This window comes from Streptomyces sp. CC208A (assembly GCF_030010625.1).
Lineage (GTDB): Bacteria > Actinomycetota > Actinomycetes > Streptomycetales > Streptomycetaceae > Streptomyces.
In genome coordinates, this window is sequence record NZ_JASCXN010000011.1 from 44061 (window position 1) to 64503 (window position 20443).

Here is a 20443-nt window from a genome sequence, read left to right on the forward strand (position 1 = left end):
CGCCTCAGTAGGCGACCCCGACGCCCTGCCGGACCGTCCTCCGGTCGTCGATCATCGCGAGCATCGCGTGGGCCACGTCCGCGCGGGCCAGGGTGCGGCCCCTGGGCGGGTTGCCGCCGACGACCGTGCGGTACCGGCCGGTGACCGGCCGGTCCGTCAGCTTCGGCGGCCGGACCGAGGTCCAGTCGGTGCCGCTCGCGGCCAGTTCGGACTCCATCACCCGCAGATCGGCGTAGACGTCCTTCAGGACGCTGCCGACCACCGCCAGGACGGCCTTGTCGAGCAGGCCGTCGCCCTCCGCGGCCGGTCCCACCGGGGCCGCGCTGACCACCAGGAGCCGCCGGACCTCCTCGGCCTCCATCGCCGTGAGCACCGAGCGGGTCAGCCGACTCGCGACGCCCGCGTCCGCGCGGCTGCGGGCCCCCAGGCCCGACAGGACCGCGTCCCGGCCCGCCACCGCGCCGCGCAGGGCCCCGGCGTCGGTCAGATCGGCGCGGAAGACCTCCAGGCGCTCGCCGGTCACGGCGAACCGCGCGGGATCCCGTACGACCGCCGTCACCTCGTGACCCGCGTCCAGCGCCTGGCGGACGACCTCCCGGCCGACGCCGCCGGTCGCACCGAAGACGGTGAGCTTCATGTCCGGCCTCCTAGGTGGGTGAATACTCACTCACCCCAGGGTGGGTGGATACTCACCTACGCGTCAAGCGTGAGTGGAGGATGCATGGAGCAGAAGCCGACGCGGGTCCGGATCGTCGACGCCGCGCGCGACCTCATGGGCACCGTGGGACTCGCCCGCACCACCACCAAGGAGATCGCCAGGGCGGCGGGGTGCTCGGAGGCCGCGCTCTACAAGCACTTCACCAGCAAGGAGCAGCTGTTCCTCACCGTCCTCACGGAACGGCTGCCGGGGCTCGGCGGCCTCCTGGAGGCGCTCGCCGTCGACCCGGGCGGGCGCACGGTCGAGGAGAACCTCACCGAGGTCGCCCGGCAGGCCGCCCTCTTCTACGGGCAGACCTTCCCCATCGCCGCCTCGCTCTACGCGGAGCCCCGGCTCAAGGCCCGCCACGACGCCGCCATGCGGGAGCTCGGCGCGGGCCCGCACAAGCCGATCGAGGGACTCGCCGCCTACCTGCGGGCCGAACAGCGGCAGGGCCGCGTCGCCCCCGACGCCGACCCGCAGGCCGCCGCCGCCCTGCTCCTCGGCGCCTGTGTGCAGCGGGCGTTCGCCTACGAGGCGACCCCGGAGGGCGAGCCGCCCCAGCCGCTCGACGTCTTCGCCCGGGCCCTCGCCCACACCCTGATGCGGGGACTCAGCCGGCCAGCCAGTCGTCGATCCCCGCCAGGAGCTCCTTGCGTACGCCCTCCGGGGCCGCCGAGCCCCGGACCGACTGGCGGGCCAGCTCCGCCAGCTCCTCGTCGGTGAAGCCGTGGTGGCGGCGGGCGAGCTCGTACTGGGCGGCCAGACGGGAGCCGAAGAGGAGCGGGTCGTCGGCGCCGAGCGCCATCGGGACGCCCGCCTCGAAGAGCGTCCGCAGTGGCACGTCCTCGTGCTTCTCGTAGACGCCCAGGGCCACGTTGGACGCCGGGCAGACCTCGCAGGTCACGCCCCGCTCCGCGAGCTTCCGCAGCAGCCGCTCGTCCTCGGCCGCCCGTACGCCGTGCCCGACGCGGGCCGCCCGCAGGTCGTCCAGGCAGTCCCGGACCGACGAGGGGCCGGTCAGCTCGCCGCCGTGCGGGGCCGCCAGGAGACCGCCCTCGCGGGCGATCGCGAAGGCCCGGTCGAAGTCGCGGGCCATGCCCCGGCGCTCGTCGTTGGAGAGCCCGAAGCCCACCACGCCCCGGTCCGCGTACCGCACCGCGAGCCGGGCCAGGGTGCGCGCCTCCAGCGGGTGCTTCATGCGGTTCGCCGCCACCAGGACCCGCATCCCCAGGCCGGTCTCCCGGGAGGCCGCGTCGACCGCGTCCAGGATGATCTCCAGGGCCGGGATCAGACCGCCCAGGTGCGGCGCGTACGAGGTCGGGTCCACCTGGATCTCCAGCCAGCCGGACCCGTCCCGCACGTCCTCCTGCGCCGCCTCCCGCACCAGGCGCTGGATGTCCTCCGGGGCGCGCAGGCAGGAGCGGGCGATGTCGTACAGGCGCTGGAAGCGGAACCAGCCGCGCTCGTCGGTCGCCCGCAGCTGCGGAGGCGTACCGCTCTTCAGGGCCTCCGGCAGGTGCACCCCGTACTTGTCGGCCAGTTCGAGGAGGGTCGACGGCCGCATCGAACCGGTGAAGTGCAGGTGCAGGTGGGCCTTGGGCAGCAGGGTGAGATCGCGGGGGTGCTCCATTGGCCGATCCTGCCTTACCCGAATGGCGGTATGCACGGCGATTCCCCGATCGATACACACCCGAACGCAAAAACGGGCCCCGGTTCCGGAGGAACCGGGGCCCACCTGGTGACGTCACCAGGTCAGTCGCGGGCTTCCGCCAGCAGCTTCTGGATCCGGGACACGCCCTCCACCAGGTCCTCGTCGCCGAGCGCGTACGACAGGCGCAGGTAGCCGGGGGTGCCGAAGGCCTCGCCCGGGACGACCGCGACCTCGGCCTCGTCGAGGATCAGCGCGGCCAGCTCGACGGAGGTCGCCGGGCACTTGCCCCGGATCTCCTTGCCGAGCAGCGCCTTCACCGACGGGTACACGTAGAACGCGCCCTCCGGGGTCGGGCAGTAGACGCCCTCGATCTCGTTGAGCATCCGCACGATGGTCCGGCGGCGGCGGTCGAAGGCCTCGCCCATCTTCGCGACCGCGTCCAGGTTCCCGGAGACGGCGGCGAGGGCGGCGATCTGGGCCACGTTGGAGACGTTGGAGGTGGCGTGCGACTGGAGGTTGGTCGCGGCCTTCACGACGTCCTTCGGGCCGATGATCCACCCGACGCGCCAGCCGGTCATCGCGTACGTCTTGGCGACGCCGTTCACGACGATGCACTTGTCGCGCAGCTCGGGCAGGACCGCGGGCAGCGAGGCGGCCGAGGCGTCGCCGTAGACCAGGTGCTCGTAGATCTCGTCGGTGAGGACCCACAGGCCGTGCTCGACGGCCCAGCGGCCGATGGCCTCGGTCTCGGCCTCGCTGTAGACGGCGCCGGTCGGGTTCGAGGGGGAGACGAAGAGGACGACCTTGGTCTTCTCCGTACGGGCAGCCTCCAGCTGCTCCACCGAGACGCGGTAGCCGGTGGTCTCGTCGGCCACGACCTCCACCGGGACACCGCCGGCGAGGCGGATCGACTCCGGGTAGGTGGTCCAGTACGGGGCCGGGACGATGACCTCGTCGCCCGGGTCGAGGATCGTGGCGAACGCCTCGTAGATCGCCTGCTTGCCGCCGTTGGTGACCAGGACCTGCGAGGCGTCGACCTCGTAGCCGGAGTCGCGGAGCGTCTTGGCGGCGATCGCGGCCTTCAGCTCGGGCAGGCCGCCGGCCGGCGTGTAGCGGTGGTACTTCGGGTTCCTGCAGGCCTCGACGGCCGCTTCGACGATGTAGTCGGGGGTCGGGAAGTCGGGCTCTCCGGCGCCGAAACCGATCACCGGGCGCCCGGCGGCCTTGAGGGCCTTGGCCTTGGCGTCGACGGCGAGGGTGGCGGACTCGGAGATCGCACCGATCCGGGCGGAGACCCGACGCTCGGTGGGAGGGGTAGCAGCGCTCATACGGCCATCGTCCCAGACCCCTTCCCGGCCCGGCACACAGGTTTCAGGGAGCGGACAGGAGTGGTCGTTCCCGGTCGAAGACAGGGCGCGGGACGGCCTGCGAGAGGGGGCCGGAGCGGGTCGTGAGCAGGTCGGCGCGGTTCCTGTTCGACGTGGGGGCCCAAGACCACGTACACTCACTCCTCGTTGGCCCGCACCGACCGCATCCACGATGAGGTACGTTGGGGACGCCACGAAGGGTCGTAGCTCAATTGGTAGAGCACCGGTCTCCAAAACCGGCGGTTGGGGGTTCAAGTCCCTCCGGCCCTGCTACACACACCGCCAGGCTGTGTGCGCATGTACGTCTTCATTGCACCGCCGTGCGGCTCCACCCGGGCGCGGCACGGCCACGACCCGGAATCAGGTGAGAGATCGTGACGGACGCCGTTGGCTCCATCGACATGCCTGATGCCGAAGACGCTTCTGCGGAATCCAAGAAGAAGGGCCGCAAGGGCGGCAAGCGCGGGAAGAAGGGCCCCCTGGGCCGTCTCGCGGTCTTCTACCGCCAGATCATCGCGGAACTCCGCAAGGTCGTCTGGCCGACGCGTAGCCAGCTGACGTCGTACACCACCGTTGTCATCATCTTCGTGGTTGTCATGATCGGCCTGGTCACCGTGATTGACTTCGGCTTCCAGGAAGCAGTCAAGTACGTCTTCGGCTGACTTTTTGTTCCACCCCATCTGTATCGCAGGAAGAAGCAGCCATCGTGTCTGACGCGAACCTGAACGACGCCTTCGAGTCCGAGTCCGCCGAGGACGAGCTGGACATCGTCGAGGCGGCCGACGAGGACGAGGACCAGGCTGCGGGCGCCGCGGCGGACGAGTCCGCCGAGGACGCCGCCCTCCACGCCGAGGACGCCGAGGACGAGGACGCCGAGTCCGAGCCCGCCGACGAGGCGGTCGAGGCCGAGGCCGAGGAGACCGAGGAGGAGGCCGAGCCGGCCGCCCCGGTCGACCCCGTCGCGGCCCTCCGCGAGGAGCTGCGCACCCTTCCCGGCGAGTGGTACGTCATCCACACCTACGCGGGCTACGAGAAGCGCGTGAAGGCCAACCTGGAGCAGCGCGCCGTCTCGCTCAACGTCGAGGACTTCATCTACCAGGCCGAGGTCCCCGAGGAAGAGATCGTCCAGATCAAGGGCGGCGAGCGGAAGAACGTCAAGCAGAACAAGCTCCCCGGCTACGTCCTCGTCCGCATGGACCTGACGAACGAGTCCTGGGGCGTCGTCCGCAACACCCCCGGCGTCACCGGCTTCGTGGGCAACGCCTACGACCCGTACCCGCTGACCCTGGACGAGATCGTCAAGATGCTCGCCCCGGAGGCCGAGGAGAAGGCCGCCCGCGAGGCCGCCGAGGCCGAGGGCAAGCCGGCTCCGGCCCGCAAGCTGGAGGTCCAGGTCCTCGACTTCGAGGTCGGTGACTCGGTCACCGTCACCGACGGCCCCTTCGCCACCCTCCAGGCCACGATCAACGAGATCAACCCCGACTCGAAGAAGGTCAAGGGTCTCGTCGAGATCTTCGGCCGCGAGACCCCGGTCGAGCTCAGCTTCGACCAGATCCAGAAGAACTGATCGTTCCGAGGGTCGAACCCAGGTTTCCGAACAGGTCAGAGGGGCTGCTACAGCCCCTCTGACCTGCTCGGTTTTTGGACGCACAGCCATACCCGTTATCGTTGTGCGGTATGCCTCCATCCGGATGACCGGATGGATCGGCTGAAAAACTCTCACTAGGACCCGGAGAGAGCAATGCCTCCCAAGAAGAAGAAGGTCACGGGGCTCATCAAGCTCCAGATCAACGCCGGTGCGGCCAACCCGGCCCCGCCGGTCGGCCCCGCGCTCGGTCAGCACGGCGTCAACATCATGGAGTTCTGCAAGGCCTACAACGCGGCCACCGAGTCGCAGCGTGGCTGGGTGATCCCGGTGGAGATCACGGTCTACGAGGACCGTTCCTTCACCTTCATCACCAAGACCCCGCCGGCCGCCAAGATGATCCTCAAGGCCGCGGGCGTGGAGAAGGGCTCCGGCGAGCCGCACAAGACCAAGGTCGCCAAGATCACCGAGGCGCAGGTCCGCGAGATCGCCACCACCAAGATGCCCGACCTCAACGCGAACGACCTGGACGCCGCCGCGAAGATCATCGCCGGCACCGCCCGTTCCATGGGCATCACGGTCGAGGGCTGATCACCACCCCTCGTACGTGACCCCAGTGGGTCTCGTGACCTCAGTGGTAGGGCCAGCGCTTGGTCCGCACCACGACTCCGTACCTGAAACACAACAGGAGCAGAAGTGAAGCGCAGCAAGTCCCTCCGCGCTGCGGACGCCAAGATCGACCGGGAGAAGCTCTACGCCCCGCTCGAGGCCGTCCGTCTCGCCAAGGAGACCTCCACCACGAAGTTCGACGGCACCGTCGAGGTCGCCTTCCGCCTGGGTGTCGACCCGCGCAAGGCCGACCAGATGGTCCGTGGCACCGTGAACCTCCCGCACGGCACCGGCAAGACCGCCCGGGTCCTGGTCTTCGCGACCGGTGAGCGTGCCGAGGCCGCGGTCGCCGCGGGCGCCGACATCGTCGGCTCCGACGAGCTGATCGACGAGATCGCCAAGGGCAACCGCCTCAACGAGTTCGACGCCGTGGTGGCGACCCCGGACCTCATGGGCAAGGTCGGCCGCCTCGGCCGCGTGCTCGGTCCGCGTGGTCTCATGCCGAACCCGAAGACCGGCACCGTCACCCCCGATGTCGCCAAGGCTGTCAACGACATCAAGGGCGGCAAGATCGAGTTCCGCGTCGACAAGCACTCGAACCTGCACTTCATCATCGGCAAGACGTCCTTCGAGGACACCCAGCTGGTGGAGAACTACGCGGCGGCCCTGGAGGAGATCCTCCGTCTGAAGCCGTCCGCCGCCAAGGGCCGCTACATCAAGAAGGCCGCCATCAGCACCACGATGGGCCCCGGCATCCCGGTCGACTCGAACCGCACCCGTAACCTCCTCGTCGAGGAGGACCCGGCCGCGGTCTGAGCCTTTCAGGCTTAGGAGCAGTCCGTCCTGAAGCCGCCCCCGTTCCTCTCCGGAGGAACGGGGGCGGCTTTATTGGCGTCCTTCCCGTCGTAGCCGTCGGATACGGTGCAGGGGAACAAGAAGACGAAGACCAAGGGGTGGGGAACACCTATGAGCAAGTCCACCTGGAAGCGCGCGGGTGTCGCGCTGACCGCCGCGGGCCTCGTGGCGGGTCTCGCGGGCTGTGGCGGCAAGACGGCGGGCACCAAGGCCGCCGACGCCGGGGACGTCACGCAGGTCCTGACGGCGGCGTACGAGAAGACCGCGGCCGCCAAGGCGGCCAAGGTCGAGATGACCATGAAGATGGAGGGCACCGGCGCCGGTGCCGAGTCCGGGACCATGGAGATGACCGGCACCATGGGCTGGAGCCCCTCTGTGGCGGACTTCACGGTCAAGGGCTCCCTGCTGGGCGCGGGCGGCCCCGACGCCCCCGAGCAGATGCGCATGATCATGCTCGACAACGTCATGTACATGGACATGGGCGAGAAGCAGGCCGCCGAGATGGACGGCAAGCGCTGGATGAAGCTGGACCTGAAGGCGGCGGCCGAGGCCTCCGGCGACAAGGACCTGCAGAAGCAGATGACCGGCGGCCTGGACAACATGAACCAGGACCCGGCCCAGCAGCTCGCCCTCCTTCTGGACTCCCCCGACCTCAAGCACGTCGGTGCCGAGAAGGTCAACGGCATGGAGACCCAGCACTACAAGGGCACCCTCACCTTCGAGCAGATGCTGAAGGCCAACAAGGCGTCGGAGCTCCTCTCGAAGGAGGAGTACGACAAGTTCGTCGAGGGCATGAAGAAGGCCGGCCTCAAGGGCTACGACACCGAGGTCTGGGTCAACGAGGACGGCTACCCGGCCCGCATGGACGTCGGCATGAAGATGGAGAAGGGCTCCGTGCAGGTCCGCGCCGACTACTCCGACTACGGCACCAAGGCCGCCGTCCAGGCCCCGCCGGCCGGTGAGACCGTCGACCTCTTCAAGATGCTCCAGGAGATCGGCGAAGGCGCCGGCGAGGCGTCCGAGGGCTGATTTGCCCCTGACGCCCGACGTCACGTACTCTTCCACAGAAGCCAAAGACCGCTGGTCGTCGCCGTGCCCTTCAGGGTTCGGCGGCCGAAGGATTCGCTGAGAGATGCGAGCGACCCGCGCAGGTGACCGTGGAAGAGTTCCCGCCCCGGATCCGTCCGGTTCGGTCGAGCTGAGCCCCGTGCGCCTGCGCCCGGGGCGTTTTCGTTTGTTCAGCCCCTTCTGAGCGGTCCTCATCACCCGGAAGGAGGCTGACGCACTATGCCGACGCCCAACAAGGCTGCATCGGTGGCCGAGCTCAAGGACGCGTTCCAGAGCTCCAACGCCGCGGTGCTGACCGAGTACCGGGGTCTCACCGTCGCGCAGCTCAAGACGCTGCGTCGTTCCCTCGGTGAGAACGCCCAGTACGCCGTGGTGAAGAACACGCTGACCAAGATTGCGGCCAACCAGGCTGGGATCACCGCGCTCGACGACCACTTCGCTGGTCCGACGGCGGTCGCCTTCGTCACCGGTGACCCGGTGGAGTCGGCGAAGGCTCTGCGTGACTTCGCCAAGGAGAACCCGAACCTCATCATCAAGGCTGGTGTCCTTGACGGTAAGGCTCTCTCCGCCGACGACATCAAGAAGCTTGCGGACCTCGAGTCCCGCGAGGTTCTGCTCAGCAAGCTGGCCGGTGCCTTCAAGGGTAAGCAGACTCAGGCTGCTCAGCTCTTCCAGGCGCTGCCGACGAAGCTCGTCCGCACCGTGGACGCGCTCCGTGCCAAGCAGGCCGAGCAGGGCGGTGCCGAGTAATTCGGCTCGCGCAATGACCTGTCGCGCCGCTTCGGCGCAGCGGGTCGCAGCGGGCCGTCAGTACGCCCGCCTCACATGAACATCCGGCACCTGCCGAATTAGTGGAAGGATCGCCCATCATGGCGAAGCTCTCTCAGGAAGACCTGCTCGCGCAGTTCGAGGAGATGACCCTCATCGAGCTCTCCGAGTTCGTGACCGCGTTCGAGGAGAAGTTCGACGTCAAGGCCGCCGCCGCTGCCGTCGCCGTCGCCGCCCCGGCCGGTGGCGCGGGTGACGGTGCCGCCGCCGCCGAGGAGAAGGACGAGTTCGACGTCATCCTCACCGGCGCCGGTGACAAGAAGATCCAGGTCATCAAGGTCGTGCGTGAGCTGACCTCCCTGGGTCTGAAGGAGGCCAAGGACCTCGTCGACGGCACCCCGAAGCCGGTCCTCGAGAAGGTTGCCAAGGACGCCGCTGACAAGGCCAAGGAGGCCCTCGAGGGCGCCGGCGCCTCCGTCGAGGTCAAGTAAGACCTCGTCGCGTCCAGCGACTCTTCGCTGAGCGTGTAACGCTCACAGCCTGAAAGGCGATCATCCATCTGGGTGGTCGCCTTTCGGCGTTCCCGGGACCCGCGTGGCGGGGGTCGTACGGGTCCGCGGAAGCGGAGTATGGTGATCTTCGCCGTGCGCCGGTCGCAGGCGGGGGCCTTGACGAACGGCACGCCGCGCGCAATTCTCAGGACGCGTCGTCACAACGATCCGTTTCCGAGGCATGGATCGACGACCGAACGGGCAGTATCGAGGTGCGCCGCACGGCGCGAGTACCGCGGAGTTGAGAACAACGAGGGTCGCGCACAACTCGCCCTGGACATCAGTGGGCCAAGTGGCTACACTGACCCTTTGCGCTGCCTGTTAGCTGCCCCCTGCCCGTCACCAGGGGCATACTCTCGCAAATGCATCGTGGGCCGGAAGCCCCTGACCTGGCCTTTTAGCCTTCTCAGGAGATTCTGCCCCCGTCGCTCCGTGAGGGACCGGTACGCGCGCAGTGAGTCCGAGCCCTCGGAAGGACCCCCTCTTGGCCGCCTCGCGCAACGCCTCGACCCATACGAACAACGGCGCCAGCACCGCCCCGCTGCGCATCTCCTTTGCAAAGATCAAGGAGCCCCTCGAGGTTCCGAACCTCCTCGCGCTGCAGACCGAGAGCTTTGACTGGCTGCTCGGCAACGCCGCGTGGAAGGCTCGCGTCGAGGCTGCCCTTGAGTCGGGACAGGACGTCCCCACGAAGTCCGGTCTGGAGGAGATCTTCGAGGAGATCTCCCCGATCGAGGACTTCTCCGGGTCGATGTCGCTGACCTTCCGCGACCACCGCTTCGAGCCGCCGAAGAACTCCATCGACGAGTGCAAGGACCGTGACTTCACGTACGGCGCCCCGCTCTTCGTCACCGCCGAGTTCACCAACAACGAGACCGGCGAGATCAAGTCCCAGACGGTCTTCATGGGCGACTTCCCGCTCATGACCAACAAGGGCACCTTCGTCATCAACGGCACCGAGCGTGTCGTGGTCTCGCAGCTCGTCCGCTCGCCCGGTGTCTACTTCGACTCCTCCATCGACAAGACGTCCGACAAGGACATCTTCTCCGCCAAGATCATCCCGTCCCGGGGTGCCTGGCTGGAGATGGAGATCGACAAGCGCGACCTCGTCGGCGTCCGCATCGACCGCAAGCGCAAGCAGTCGGTCACCGTCCTCCTGAAGGCCCTCGGCTGGACCACCGAGCAGATCCTCCAGGAGTTCGGCGAGTACGAGTCCATGCGCGCCACCCTGGAGAAGGACCACACCCAGGGCCAGGACGACGCGCTGCTCGACATCTACCGCAAGCTCCGTCCGGGCGAGCCGCCGACCCGCGAGGCCGCGCAGACCCTCCTGGAGAACCTGTACTTCAACCCCAAGCGCTACGACCTGGCCAAGGTCGGCCGCTACAAGGTCAACAAGAAGCTGGGCGCCGACGCTCCGCTGGACGCCGGGATCCTGACCGTCGAGGACATCATCGCGACGATCAAGTACCTGGTGAAGCTGCACGCCGGCGAGACCGAGACCGTCGGTGACAGCGGCGCGTCGATCGTCGTCGAGACCGACGACATCGACCACTTCGGCAACCGTCGTCTGCGCAACGTCGGCGAGCTCATCCAGAACCAGGTCCGCACCGGTCTGGCCCGCATGGAGCGCGTCGTCCGCGAGCGCATGACCACCCAGGACGTCGAGGCGATCACGCCGCAGACCCTGATCAACATCCGGCCGGTCGTCGCCTCCATCAAGGAGTTCTTCGGCACCAGCCAGCTGTCCCAGTTCATGGACCAGAACAACCCGCTGTCCGGGCTGACGCACAAGCGTCGTCTGTCCGCGCTCGGCCCGGGTGGTCTCTCCCGTGAGCGGGCCGGCTTCGAGGTCCGAGACGTGCACCCGTCCCACTACGGACGCATGTGCCCGATCGAGACCCCCGAAGGCCCGAACATCGGTCTGATCGGTTCGCTCGCCTCGTACGGCCGGGTCAACGCCTTCGGCTTCATCGAGACGCCGTACCGCAAGGTCGTCGACGGCCGGGTCACCGACGAGGTCGACTACGTCACCGCCGACGAGGAGGACCGGTTCGTCATCGCGCAGGCCAACGCCGCGCTCGACGACGAGCTGCGCTTCACCGAGAACCGCGTCCTGGTCCGCAAGCGCGGCGGCGAGGTCGACTACGTCGAGCCGTCGGACGTGGACTACATGGACGTCTCGCCGCGCCAGATGGTGTCGGTCGCGACCGCCATGATCCCGTTCCTCGAGCACGACGACGCCAACCGTGCCCTCATGGGCGCGAACATGATGCGCCAGGCCGTCCCGCTCATCAAGGCGGAGGCCCCGCTCGTCGGCACCGGCATGGAGTACCGCTGTGCCACCGACGCCGGCGACGTCCTCAAGGCCGAGAAGGCCGGTGTCATCCAGGAGCTGTCGGCCGACTACATCACGGTCGCCAACGACGACGGCACGTACAACACGTACCGCCTGCACAAGTTCTCCCGGTCGAACCAGGGCACCTCGGTCAACCAGAAGGTCGTCGTCGCCGAGGGCGACCACGTCATCGAGGGCCAGGTCCTCGCCGACGGTCCCGCCACCGAGAACGGCGAGATGGCGCTCGGCAAGAACCTGCTCGTGGCGTTCATGCCGTGGGAGGGTCACAACTACGAGGACGCGATCATCCTGTCGCAGCGCCTCGTCCAGGACGACGTCCTCTCCTCGATCCACATCGAGGAGCACGAGGTCGACGCCCGTGACACCAAGCTCGGCCCCGAGGAGATCACCCGGGACATCCCGAACGTCTCCGAGGAGGTCCTCGCCGACCTCGACGAGCGCGGCATCATCCGCATCGGTGCCGAGGTCGTCGCCGGCGACATCCTGGTCGGCAAGGTCACCCCGAAGGGCGAGACCGAGCTGACCCCGGAGGAGCGCCTGCTCCGCGCGATCTTCGGCGAGAAGGCCCGTGAGGTCCGCGACACCTCGCTGAAGGTGCCGCACGGTGAGACCGGCAAGGTCATCGGCGTCCGCGTCTTCGACCGCGAGGAGGGCGACGAGCTTCCCCCGGGCGTGAACCAGCTGGTCCGCGTCTACGTCGCCCAGAAGCGCAAGATCACCGACGGTGACAAGCTCGCCGGCCGCCACGGCAACAAGGGTGTCATCTCCAAGATCCTCCCGATCGAGGACATGCCCTTCCTGGAGGACGGCACCCCGGTCGACATCATCCTCAACCCGCTGGGTGTCCCGTCCCGAATGAACCCGGGACAGGTCCTGGAGATCCACCTCGGCTGGCTCGCCAGCCGCGGCTGGGACGTCTCCGGCCTCGCGGACGAGTGGGCGCAGCGCCTCCAGGCCATCGGCGCCGACTCCGTCGCCCCCGGCACCAACGTCGCGACCCCGGTCTTCGACGGTGCCCGTGAGGACGAGCTCGCCGGTCTGCTCCAGCACACCATCCCGAACCGCGACGGCGAGCGCATGGTGCTCCCGACCGGTAAGGCGCGCCTGTTCGACGGCCGCTCCGGCGAGCCGTTCCCGGACCCGATCTCCGTCGGGTACATGTACATCCTCAAGCTCCACCACCTGGTCGACGACAAGCTGCACGCCCGCTCGACCGGCCCGTACTCGATGATCACCCAGCAGCCGCTGGGTGGTAAGGCCCAGTTCGGTGGTCAGCGCTTCGGTGAGATGGAGGTGTGGGCGCTGGAGGCTTACGGCGCCGCGTACGCCCTCCAGGAGCTGCTGACGATCAAGTCCGACGACGTGACCGGCCGCGTGAAGGTCTACGAGGCCATCGTCAAGGGCGAGAACATCCCTGAGCCCGGCATCCCCGAGTCCTTCAAGGTGCTCATCAAGGAGATGCAGTCCCTGTGCCTCAACGTGGAGGTGCTGTCCTCGGACGGCATGTCCATCGAGATGCGCGACACCGACGAGGACGTCTTCCGCGCAGCGGAGGAGCTCGGCATCGACCTGTCCCGGCGCGAGCCGAGCAGCGTCGAAGAGGTCTGACGGGAGTCCGGCAGGGGAACCAGTGACGGTTCCCCTGCCGGCCCCAGGACCCCCGTATCAGACCCACAGCCTTACAACCCTGAGAGGGATTGACGCATAGTGCTCGACGTCAACTTCTTCGACGAGCTCCGGATCGGTCTGGCCACCGCTGACGACATCCGTCAGTGGAGCCACGGCGAGGTCAAGAAGCCGGAGACCATCAACTACCGCACCCTGAAGCCCGAGAAGGACGGACTCTTCTGCGAGAAGATCTTCGGTCCGACCCGGGACTGGGAGTGCTACTGCGGCAAGTACAAGCGTGTCCGCTTCAAGGGCATCATCTGCGAGCGGTGTGGCGTCGAGGTCACCCGCGCCAAGGTGCGCCGTGAGCGGATGGGCCACATCGAGCTGGCCGCCCCCGTCACCCACATCTGGTACTTCAAGGGCGTCCCGTCGCGCCTCGGGTACCTGCTCGACCTCGCCCCGAAGGACCTGGAGAAGGTCATCTACTTCGCGGCGTACATGATCACCTTCGTGGACGAGGAGCGCCGTACGCGCGACCTGCCGTCGCTGGAGGCCCACGTCTCCGTCGAGCGCCAGCAGATCGAGCAGCGCCGCGACTCCGACCTGGAGAACCGCGCCAAGAAGCTCGAGTCCGACCTGGCCGAGCTGGAGGCCGAGGGCGCCAAGGCCGACGTGCGCCGCAAGGTGCGCGAGGGCGCCGAGCGCGAGATGAAGCAGCTCCGCGACCGCGCCCAGCGCGAGATCGACCGCCTCGACGAGGTGTGGAACCGCTTCAAGAACCTCAAGGTCCAGGACCTGGAGGGCGACGAGCTCCTCTACCGTGAGCTGCGTGACCGCTTCGGCACGTACTTCGACGGCTCGATGGGTGCCGCGGCGCTGCAGAAGCGCCTGGAGTCCTTCGACCTGGAGGAGGAGGCGGAGAAGCTCCGCGAGATCATCCGCACCGGCAAGGGCCAGAAGAAGACCCGTGCGCTCAAGCGCCTCAAGGTCGTCTCCGCGTTCCTGCAGACCGCGAACAGCCCCAAGGGCATGGTTCTCGACTGCGTGCCGGTCATCCCGCCGGACCTCCGTCCGATGGTGCAGCTCGACGGCGGCCGCTTCGCGACCTCCGACCTCAACGACCTGTACCGCCGTGTCATCAACCGCAACAACCGTCTGAAGCGTCTGCTCGACCTCGGTGCCCCCGAGATCATCGTGAACAACGAGAAGCGGATGCTCCAGGAGGCGGTCGACGCCCTCTTCGACAACGGCCGTCGCGGCCGCCCGGTCACGGGCCCCGGCAACCGTCCGCTGAAGTCCCTCAGCGACATGCTGAAGGGCAAGCAGGGTCGTTTCCGCCAGAACCTGCTCGGCAAGCGTGTCGACTACTCGGCGCGTTCCGTCATCGTCGTCGGCCCGCAGCTCAAGCTCCACCAGTGCGGTCTGCCGAAGGCCATGGCCCTGGAGCTCTTCAAGCCGTTCGTGATGAAGCGCCTGGTCGACCTGAACCACGCGCAGAACATCAAGTCGGCGAAGCGGATGGTCGAGCGCGGCCGCACGGTCGTGTACGACGTCCTCGAAGAGGTCATCGCCGAGCACCCGGTCCTCCTGAACCGTGCGCCCACGCTGCACCGCCTCGGCATCCAGGCCTTCGAGCCGCAGCTGGTCGAGGGTAAGGCCATCCAGATCCACCCGCTCGTCTGCACCGCCTTCAACGCGGACTTCGACGGTGACCAGATGGCCGTGCACCTGCCGCTCTCCGCGGAGGCGCAGGCCGAGGCCCGCATCCTGATGCTGTCCTCGAACAACATCCTCAAGCCGGCCGACGGCCGCCCGGTGACGATGCCGACCCAGGACATGGTCCTCGGTCTGTTCTTCCTCACCACCGACGGCGAGCTGCGTGACGTCAAGGGCGAGGGCCGCGCGTTCGGCTCCACGGCCGAGGCGATCATGGCCTTCGACGCCGGCGAGCTGTCGCTGCAGTCGCAGATCGACATCCGCTTCCCGATCGGCACCGTCCCGCCGCGCGGCTGGGTCCCGCCGGTCGAGGAGGAGGGGGACGACCACGTCGGGGCAGGTGCGTGGCAGCAGGGTGACTCGTTCCGTCTGAAGACGACGCTGGGCCGTGCGCTCTTCAACGAGCTGCTGCCCGAGGACTACCCGTTCGTCGACTACTCGGTGGGCAAGAAGCAGCTCTCCGAGATCGTCAACGACCTGGCCGAGCGCTACCCCAAGGTCATCGTGGCGGCGACGCTCGACAACCTGAAGGCGGCCGGCTTCCACTGGGCGACCCGCTCCGGCGTCACCGTGGCCATCTCCGACGTCGTCGTGCCCGAGGCCAAGAAGGCCATCGTCAAGGGCTACGAGGAGCAGGACGAGAAGGTCCAGAAGCAGTACGAGCGCGGTCTGATCACCAAGGAAGAGCGCACGCAGGAGCTCATCGCGATCTGGACCAAGGCGACCAACGAGGTCGCCGAGGCGATGAACGCGAACTTCCCCAAGACGAACCCCATCTTCATGATGGTTGACTCGGGTGCCCGAGGAAACATGATGCAGATGCGGCAGATCGCCGGTATGCGTGGTCTGGTGTCGAACGCCAAGAACGAGACCATCCCGCGTCCGATCAAGGCGTCCTTCCGCGAGGGTCTCTCCGTCCTCGAGTACTTCATCTCGACGCACGGTGCCCGTAAGGGTCTCGCCGACACCGCCCTGCGTACCGCCGACTCGGGTTACCTGACCCGTCGTCTGGTGGACGTCTCGCAGGACGTCATCATCCGCGAGGAGGACTGCGGCACCGAGCGCGGTCTGAAGCTGCGGATCGCGGCGAAGGACGAGGCCGGCGTGCTGCGCAAGGCCGAGGACGTCGAGACCAGCGTGTACGCGCGCTGCCTCGCCGAGGACGTCGTCATCGACGGCAAGGTGCTGGCCCCGGCCGGCGTCGACCTCGGTGACGTCCTCATCGAGCAGCTCGTCCAGGCGGGCGTCGAGGAGGTCAAGACCCGCTCGGTCCTGACCTGTGAGTCCGCCGTCGGCACCTGCGCCATGTGCTACGGCCGCTCGCTGGCCACCGGCAAGCTGGTCGACATCGGTGAGGCGGTCGGCATCATCGCCGCCCAGTCCATCGGTGAGCCCGGTACCCAGCTGACGATGCGTACCTTCCACACCGGTGGTGTGGCCGGTGACGACATCACCCAGGGTCTGCCGCGTGTCGTCGAGCTCTTCGAGGCCCGCCAGCCCAAGGGTGTCGCCCCGATCTCCGAGGCGGCCGGCCGCGTCCGCATCGAGGAGACCGAGAAGACCAAGAAGATCGTCGTCACCCCGGACGACGGCACCGACGAGACGGCCTACCCGATCTCGAAGCGTGCCCGTCTGCTCGTGGGCGAGGGCGACCACGTCGAGGTCGGCCAGAAGCTCACCGTCGGTGCCACCAACCCGCACGACGTGCTGCGCATCCTGGGCCAGCGCGCCGTCCAGGTCCACCTGGTCGCCGAGGTCCAGAAGGTCTACAACTCGCAGGGCGTGTCGATCCACGACAAGCACATCGAGATCATCATCCGGCAGATGCTGCGCCGCGTGACGATCATCGAGTCCGGCGACGCGGAGCTGCTGCCGGGCGAGCTGGTCGAGCGGTCGAAGTTCGAGACCGAGAACCGTCGTGTGGTCACCGAGGGCGGTCACCCCGCCTCCGGCCGTCCGCAGCTGATGGGTATCACCAAGGCCTCGCTGGCGACGGAGTCCTGGCTGTCGGCCGCCTCCTTCCAGGAGACGACCCGAGTCCTGACGGACGCGGCGATCAACGCCAAGTCCGACAGCCTCATCGGCCTCAAGGAGAACGTCATCATCGGTAAGCTCATCCCGGCCGGTACGGGTCTGTCCCGCTACCGCAACATCCGGGTCGAGCCGACCGAGGAGGCCAAGGCGGCGATGTACTCGTCCGTCGGCTACGACGACCTCGACTACTCGCCGTTCGGCACCGGCTCCGGCCAGGCCGTTCCGCTGGAGGACTACGACTACGGTCCGTACAACCAGTAAGCGGTAGGCAGTACGCCAAAGAAGGGCGGCACCCCGGGAGGGGTGCCGCCCTTCGGCGTTCCGGCCGGCTACCCGAGCAGCGCGCGGTGCACGCGCAGGAGCGCCCGGGTGCCGACGGCGAGGACGGCGGGGACGTCCTCCACGGGGGCCCGGCGGGCGAGCGCGAGGACGTCGACCGCGACGGCGTAGTCGTCCACGATCGGCCGGGGCGCGTCGGGATGGGTGGCCGCGGCGGCGTACTCGGCGACCACCTCGCCGTACTCGATGACGGCGAGACGGACGTCCACGTCGACCTCGCCGCCGGGAGCGAGGGACGGGGCGTGCGGGGAGATGGGCTGCTTGCGGTCGTCCGTCGCCATGACGGCCCCCTTCGTCGGCTGGTCGGGCTCCCGCGCAGTGTCCGCCCGGACGGGCCCGGGGGACAGGGCCCCGGGCCGGTCGTGTGGGGAGGCCCTCCTTGCCGGGGTCCGGCAACGGGCGGCCCTCAGCGGAAGGCCAGCTCCCAGACCGCGACGAGCACGCCGGCGCTCGCGGTCAGCGCCGCGACGCCGGCGAGCGGCCAGCGGGCCCGCTCCAGGGCGTCGAGCCGGGCCTCGTGGTCGGCGAGCTGCTTGTCGGTCTGGTCGCTGCGCTGCACAAGGAGGGCGAGCGAGCCGTCGACGCGGGCGAAGCCGGCTTCGAGAATGCCGTCCAGGCGTTCATTCCAGGCCGTGGGCCTGCTTGTACTCCCTGACCAGGTGCTCCGGAAGTCTGCCCCTCGGGTTGACGGCACGCCCTCGGCTCTTGGCCCACGCCCGGACCAGGGACGCCGGGACGTCGTCGGGTGCTTGCCGTGGTGCGGGCGTACGCGCCGATGACCCGGCATCCGGCCGTACCGGGGGAGGGGGTGTTGCCCTGGCGTCCGCCTTCCCCGCCGGCCTGTTCTCGATGGCGGCGGCCAGGGCGCGCAGGCGGGCGGCGAGCAGGGAGGGAGGCGCCGTGACGACGTGCTTTCCCTTCTCCCGCTGTACCACCCCGGCGACGAAGGGTGCCTCCAGGAAGGCCAGAGCCGCCTCGATCTCGGCCTGGTCCAGAGGGGTTTCGAGGGTTCCCTTGGTCTCCCGCCAGATGTCCCCGGCGTTCAGCGCTCCGGCGGTGTATTCGATGTCGACGGGGTCGTTCCCGCTCTTCCACAGAGTGTCAAGCACCAGGCTCAGGGTCTCCTGCCGCCGCTCCGCCGCCTGCCAGGTGAGCGCCAGCGATTCCGCTTCTCCGTACGTCACCAGTGCGGTGAGTTCATGGGGAGCGAGAGGGGTACGGCCGTGCCGCAGAAGGGCGTTCGCGAGCTCGCTCGCGGTGAGCAGGGCCACCTTCTCCTTCTCGGCCTCCTCCGTGAGCCGGGCGTCGAACCGCGGACCGATCAGCACTGTGCTCTGTGCCCCGTGGCGCTCGCGGTGCTTGCCCAGGCTCCAGAACTCGACGTCCCGACCGGTCAGCAGGCCGGCGCCGTCCGTCTTGGCCTCCACCGCCACGCGGCGACGGTCGGTCGGTGACTGCCAGAGTTCGATGACCACATCCGTCCTGTCGGGGCCGCCGATGTGCTCGGCCTTGACGCCGAGGGCCTGGAAAGCGGCGGCGATGGCACGCTCGAAGCGCCGGTAGTCGGCGCTGTCGACGGAAGCCGCCAGGATCTCGGCGGCCAGCCGGCCGTGGTCCGGAGAGGCGGCTCCGTCGCCAGGGGAGGAGCTCCCCTGGCGGGAGGCTTCCGCGGCGCCTCCACCGGTGTCTTCCTGACCGTCGGAATCGGCCCGCGCGAGCAGCGGCAGCGTGCGGACCAGAGCGGTCCCCAACTCCGTTCTCCGGACGGCGAGTCCGATGCGTTCGGCGAGTCCGGTCTCCAGGAACAGCGCGAGGCGGCGGGTGACGTCCTCCCGGGTGAGGCCGGTTTCCGGGTACCGGTCCGCGAGGAGGCGGGCGAGTGCGGCCGAGGAGGTCCCGCCCTCCAGCGCGTCGAGGGTTTCTCCCAGCAAGGCGACGTGGAGATGCAGGAGACGGATGAAGTCCAGGGGTTCCCCGGACGCCAGGCAGTCGACGGTGCGCTCGGTCGCCGCGAACGTGTCGCTGCCCACCTGGGTCAGGAGTCCGAGTGAGCGCAGGGTTCCCAGCGTCTGTTCGGCGGAGGACTCCAGGACGTCGAATTCCTCGGCGCAGAAGGTCAGGAAGTCGGTTCGCCGGATCTCCGGCACTGCGGCGTCGAGGAGCCGGGCCAGCACCTCCGTCCGCGTACCGCCCGCGATATAGCCCACCTGACGCTTTCGCGACCGCAGCGCGGCCTGGTCGGCGTCGGACAGGGCAAGGGCCAGGGAGTGGGGCGGAGGGGGAAGCTCGATGGCCTGAGAGGGAGCCCGGCGTCGATGGGGGAGCTGATCGGGGTCGACCGGTTCGACGAGTTCCAGGAACTGCCGACCGCGTTCCGTGGGGACGATCAGACCGTTGGTCCAGTAGTCGACGAGTTCGGCCGCGCGGAACCAGTACACGCGTCGGCGGACCTGGTCGAGCGTGTTCCACGGCAGGCCGTACTCCTCTGCCGCGACCGCGTTCAGTTCGGGGTGGGTGAGGCCCTTCCCCAGGGCGGCGAGCGCTTCGCCGACGAACCTGACGTTCGCGTGGAGAACGGCGAGGAGATAGAGGTCGTCCTCGGAGACGAGGAAGCGCCTGGCCTCGGGGGTGAGTACCAGGCGGGCGGGGCGCCCCTCCCGTGCCACGAGCCCGCAGGCCCCGAGTGCGTGCACCGCGTTCCGCATCGGGAGCGACCTGTCGGCATGCGGCCAGGTGAACGGGCGGTCGATCGCTCCGTCCTCCGCGACGGCGGCCAGGAGCGCACGGAGATTCCCGATGATCTCCTGGGGGTTGCCCGGGATGTGCGGTGCGGCGCCGGCTCGTTTCGCCCATGAGAGAGGTGTGGGAATACTTTCGGACTCTGGTGGCCGCGATGACATCTGCTCTCTTCCGTGTCAGGGAAAGCCTTGAGAGTCAGACGATAGGCAGTTTTCTCGCGGAGTGAAGTCGCTTCATCACTTCGAGTGATCGCTCGGCGTGGGTGGCGGGGGGTTCCGCGCGCTCGCCGGGGCGCCCCGAAGGGTGGGTGATCTTCGAAGTCGGGGTCGCCCGGGCTTTTCTTTTGACCGCAGTCCGTGCGATAGGTACGCTCATGCCTTGTGCCTGGGGTGTGCCTGGGCTCCTGTGCGTGTCCACAACCGCACGGCGAGTCAGATAGCGGCCACCGTGATCCGCGCCCTTTCCGCGCTCTGCGGAGGTCCGCCGGATCC

15 protein-coding genes, 1 tRNA gene and 1 pseudogene are annotated in these 20443 nt (G+C 68.5%); 11 read left to right on the top strand and 6 right to left on the bottom strand.

The features are described 5' to 3' along the window. Positions 1–4: 4 nt before the first annotated feature. Positions 5–637, bottom strand: coding sequence for an SDR family oxidoreductase (locus QK442_RS14470; RefSeq protein ID WP_282694340.1), 633 nt, complete (start codon positions 635–637; stop codon positions 5–7). An 84-nt stretch (positions 638–721) separates the two neighbouring features. Between QK442_RS14470 and QK442_RS14475 the strand changes: the two are divergent. Then, positions 722–1315 (top strand): annotated as a pseudogene (locus QK442_RS14475) (helix-turn-helix domain-containing protein); the annotation flags it as partial. On the opposite strand, the gene QK442_RS14480 reads toward QK442_RS14475, so the two are convergent. Then, the gene (locus QK442_RS14480; protein WP_282694341.1) at positions 1311–2330 is read right to left on the bottom strand and encodes an adenosine deaminase; all 1020 of its coding nucleotides are present in this window, start codon (positions 2328–2330) and stop codon (positions 1311–1313) included. The pseudogene QK442_RS14475 and the gene QK442_RS14480 overlap by 5 nt on opposite strands. 122 nt (positions 2331–2452) lie before the next feature. Next, positions 2453–3679, bottom strand: a complete 1227-nt coding sequence (locus QK442_RS14485) for a pyridoxal phosphate-dependent aminotransferase (protein ID WP_282694342.1) — start codon at positions 3677–3679, stop codon at positions 2453–2455. 236 nt (positions 3680–3915) lie between these two features. On the opposite strand from QK442_RS14485, the gene QK442_RS14490 reads away from it, so the two are divergent. The 10 genes from QK442_RS14490 (at position 3916) to QK442_RS14535 (ending at position 17135) form a co-directional block, all read left to right on the top strand. Continuing rightward, positions 3916–3988: transfer RNA gene (locus QK442_RS14490), tRNA-Trp, on the top strand. Between the two features lie 104 nt (positions 3989–4092). Further along, positions 4093–4380 (top strand): preprotein translocase subunit SecE, encoded by a 288-nt coding sequence (gene secE / locus QK442_RS14495; RefSeq protein WP_282694343.1) that lies wholly within the window; start codon positions 4093–4095, stop codon positions 4378–4380. A 44-nt stretch (positions 4381–4424) separates the two neighbouring features. After that, positions 4425–5285 (top strand): transcription termination/antitermination protein NusG, encoded by an 861-nt coding sequence (gene nusG, locus QK442_RS14500; protein ID WP_282694344.1) that lies wholly within the window; start codon positions 4425–4427, stop codon positions 5283–5285. 174 nt (positions 5286–5459) lie between these two features. Further along, on the top strand, positions 5460–5894 hold the full coding sequence (rplK, locus tag QK442_RS14505) for a 50S ribosomal protein L11 (protein WP_128980827.1): 435 nt from the start codon (positions 5460–5462) through the stop codon (positions 5892–5894). A gap of 105 nt (positions 5895–5999) precedes the next feature. Next, a complete protein-coding gene (gene rplA, locus QK442_RS14510; RefSeq protein ID WP_282694345.1) occupies positions 6000–6728 on the top strand; it encodes a 50S ribosomal protein L1 in 729 nt (242 codons plus the stop codon). Between the two features lie 150 nt (positions 6729–6878). Next, positions 6879–7796 carry a hypothetical protein gene (locus QK442_RS14515; protein ID WP_282694346.1) on the top strand — a complete coding sequence of 306 codons (918 nt, stop codon included), beginning with the start codon at positions 6879–6881 and terminating at the stop codon, positions 7794–7796. Between the two features lie 258 nt (positions 7797–8054). Beyond that, positions 8055–8585 carry a 50S ribosomal protein L10 gene (gene rplJ, locus QK442_RS14520; RefSeq protein WP_282694347.1) on the top strand — a complete coding sequence of 177 codons (531 nt, stop codon included), beginning with the start codon at positions 8055–8057 and terminating at the stop codon, positions 8583–8585. A 119-nt stretch (positions 8586–8704) separates the two neighbouring features. Continuing rightward, complete coding sequence (gene rplL, locus QK442_RS14525) at positions 8705–9094, top strand: 50S ribosomal protein L7/L12 (protein WP_282694348.1); 390 nt, start codon at positions 8705–8707, stop codon at positions 9092–9094. A gap of 544 nt (positions 9095–9638) precedes the next feature. Then, positions 9639–13121: a DNA-directed RNA polymerase subunit beta gene (gene rpoB / locus QK442_RS14530; protein ID WP_282694349.1), complete on the top strand. Its 3483-nt coding sequence runs from the start codon at positions 9639–9641 to the stop codon at positions 13119–13121. 99 nt (positions 13122–13220) lie between these two features. Then, positions 13221–17135, top strand: coding sequence for a DNA-directed RNA polymerase subunit beta' (locus QK442_RS14535; protein ID WP_282694350.1), 3915 nt, complete (start codon positions 13221–13223; stop codon positions 17133–17135). Between the two features lie 68 nt (positions 17136–17203). On the opposite strand, the gene QK442_RS14540 is transcribed toward QK442_RS14535, so the two are convergent. From QK442_RS14540 to QK442_RS14550, 3 genes are all read right to left on the bottom strand, one after another. Further along, a complete protein-coding gene (locus QK442_RS14540; protein WP_282694351.1) occupies positions 17204–17494 on the bottom strand; it encodes a hypothetical protein in 291 nt (96 codons plus the stop codon). A gap of 125 nt (positions 17495–17619) precedes the next feature. Further along, on the bottom strand, positions 17620–17829 hold the full coding sequence (locus QK442_RS14545) for a hypothetical protein (protein ID WP_282694451.1): 210 nt from the start codon (positions 17827–17829) through the stop codon (positions 17620–17622). A 4-nt stretch (positions 17830–17833) separates the two neighbouring features. Then, complete coding sequence (locus tag QK442_RS14550) at positions 17834–19918, bottom strand: restriction endonuclease (protein WP_282694352.1); 2085 nt, start codon at positions 19916–19918, stop codon at positions 17834–17836. Positions 19919–20443: the final 525 nt, after the last annotated feature.

Bases quoted from the DNA above. Each gene is read 5' to 3' on its own strand.
- QK442_RS14540 (WP_282694351.1), bottom strand. From the start codon at position 17,494: ATGGCGACGGACGACCGCAAGCAGCCCATCTCCCCGCACGCCCCGTCC.
- QK442_RS14515 (WP_282694346.1), top strand. From the start codon at position 6,879: ATGAGCAAGTCCACCTGGAAGCGCGCGGGTGTCGCGCTGACCGCCGCG.
- QK442_RS14480 (WP_282694341.1), bottom strand. From the start codon at position 2,330: ATGGAGCACCCCCGCGATCTCACCCTGCTGCCCAAGGCCCACCTGCAC.
- rplK (WP_128980827.1), top strand. From the start codon at position 5,460: ATGCCTCCCAAGAAGAAGAAGGTCACGGGGCTCATCAAGCTCCAGATC.
- QK442_RS14470 (WP_282694340.1), bottom strand. From the start codon at position 637: ATGAAGCTCACCGTCTTCGGTGCGACCGGCGGCGTCGGCCGGGAGGTC.
- rplJ (WP_282694347.1), top strand. From the start codon at position 8,055: ATGCCGACGCCCAACAAGGCTGCATCGGTGGCCGAGCTCAAGGACGCG.
- rplL (WP_282694348.1), top strand. From the start codon at position 8,705: ATGGCGAAGCTCTCTCAGGAAGACCTGCTCGCGCAGTTCGAGGAGATG.
- QK442_RS14485 (WP_282694342.1), bottom strand. From the start codon at position 3,679: ATGAGCGCTGCTACCCCTCCCACCGAGCGTCGGGTCTCCGCCCGGATC.
- QK442_RS14550 (WP_282694352.1), bottom strand. From the start codon at position 19,918: ATGCGGAACGCGGTGCACGCACTCGGGGCCTGCGGGCTCGTGGCACGG.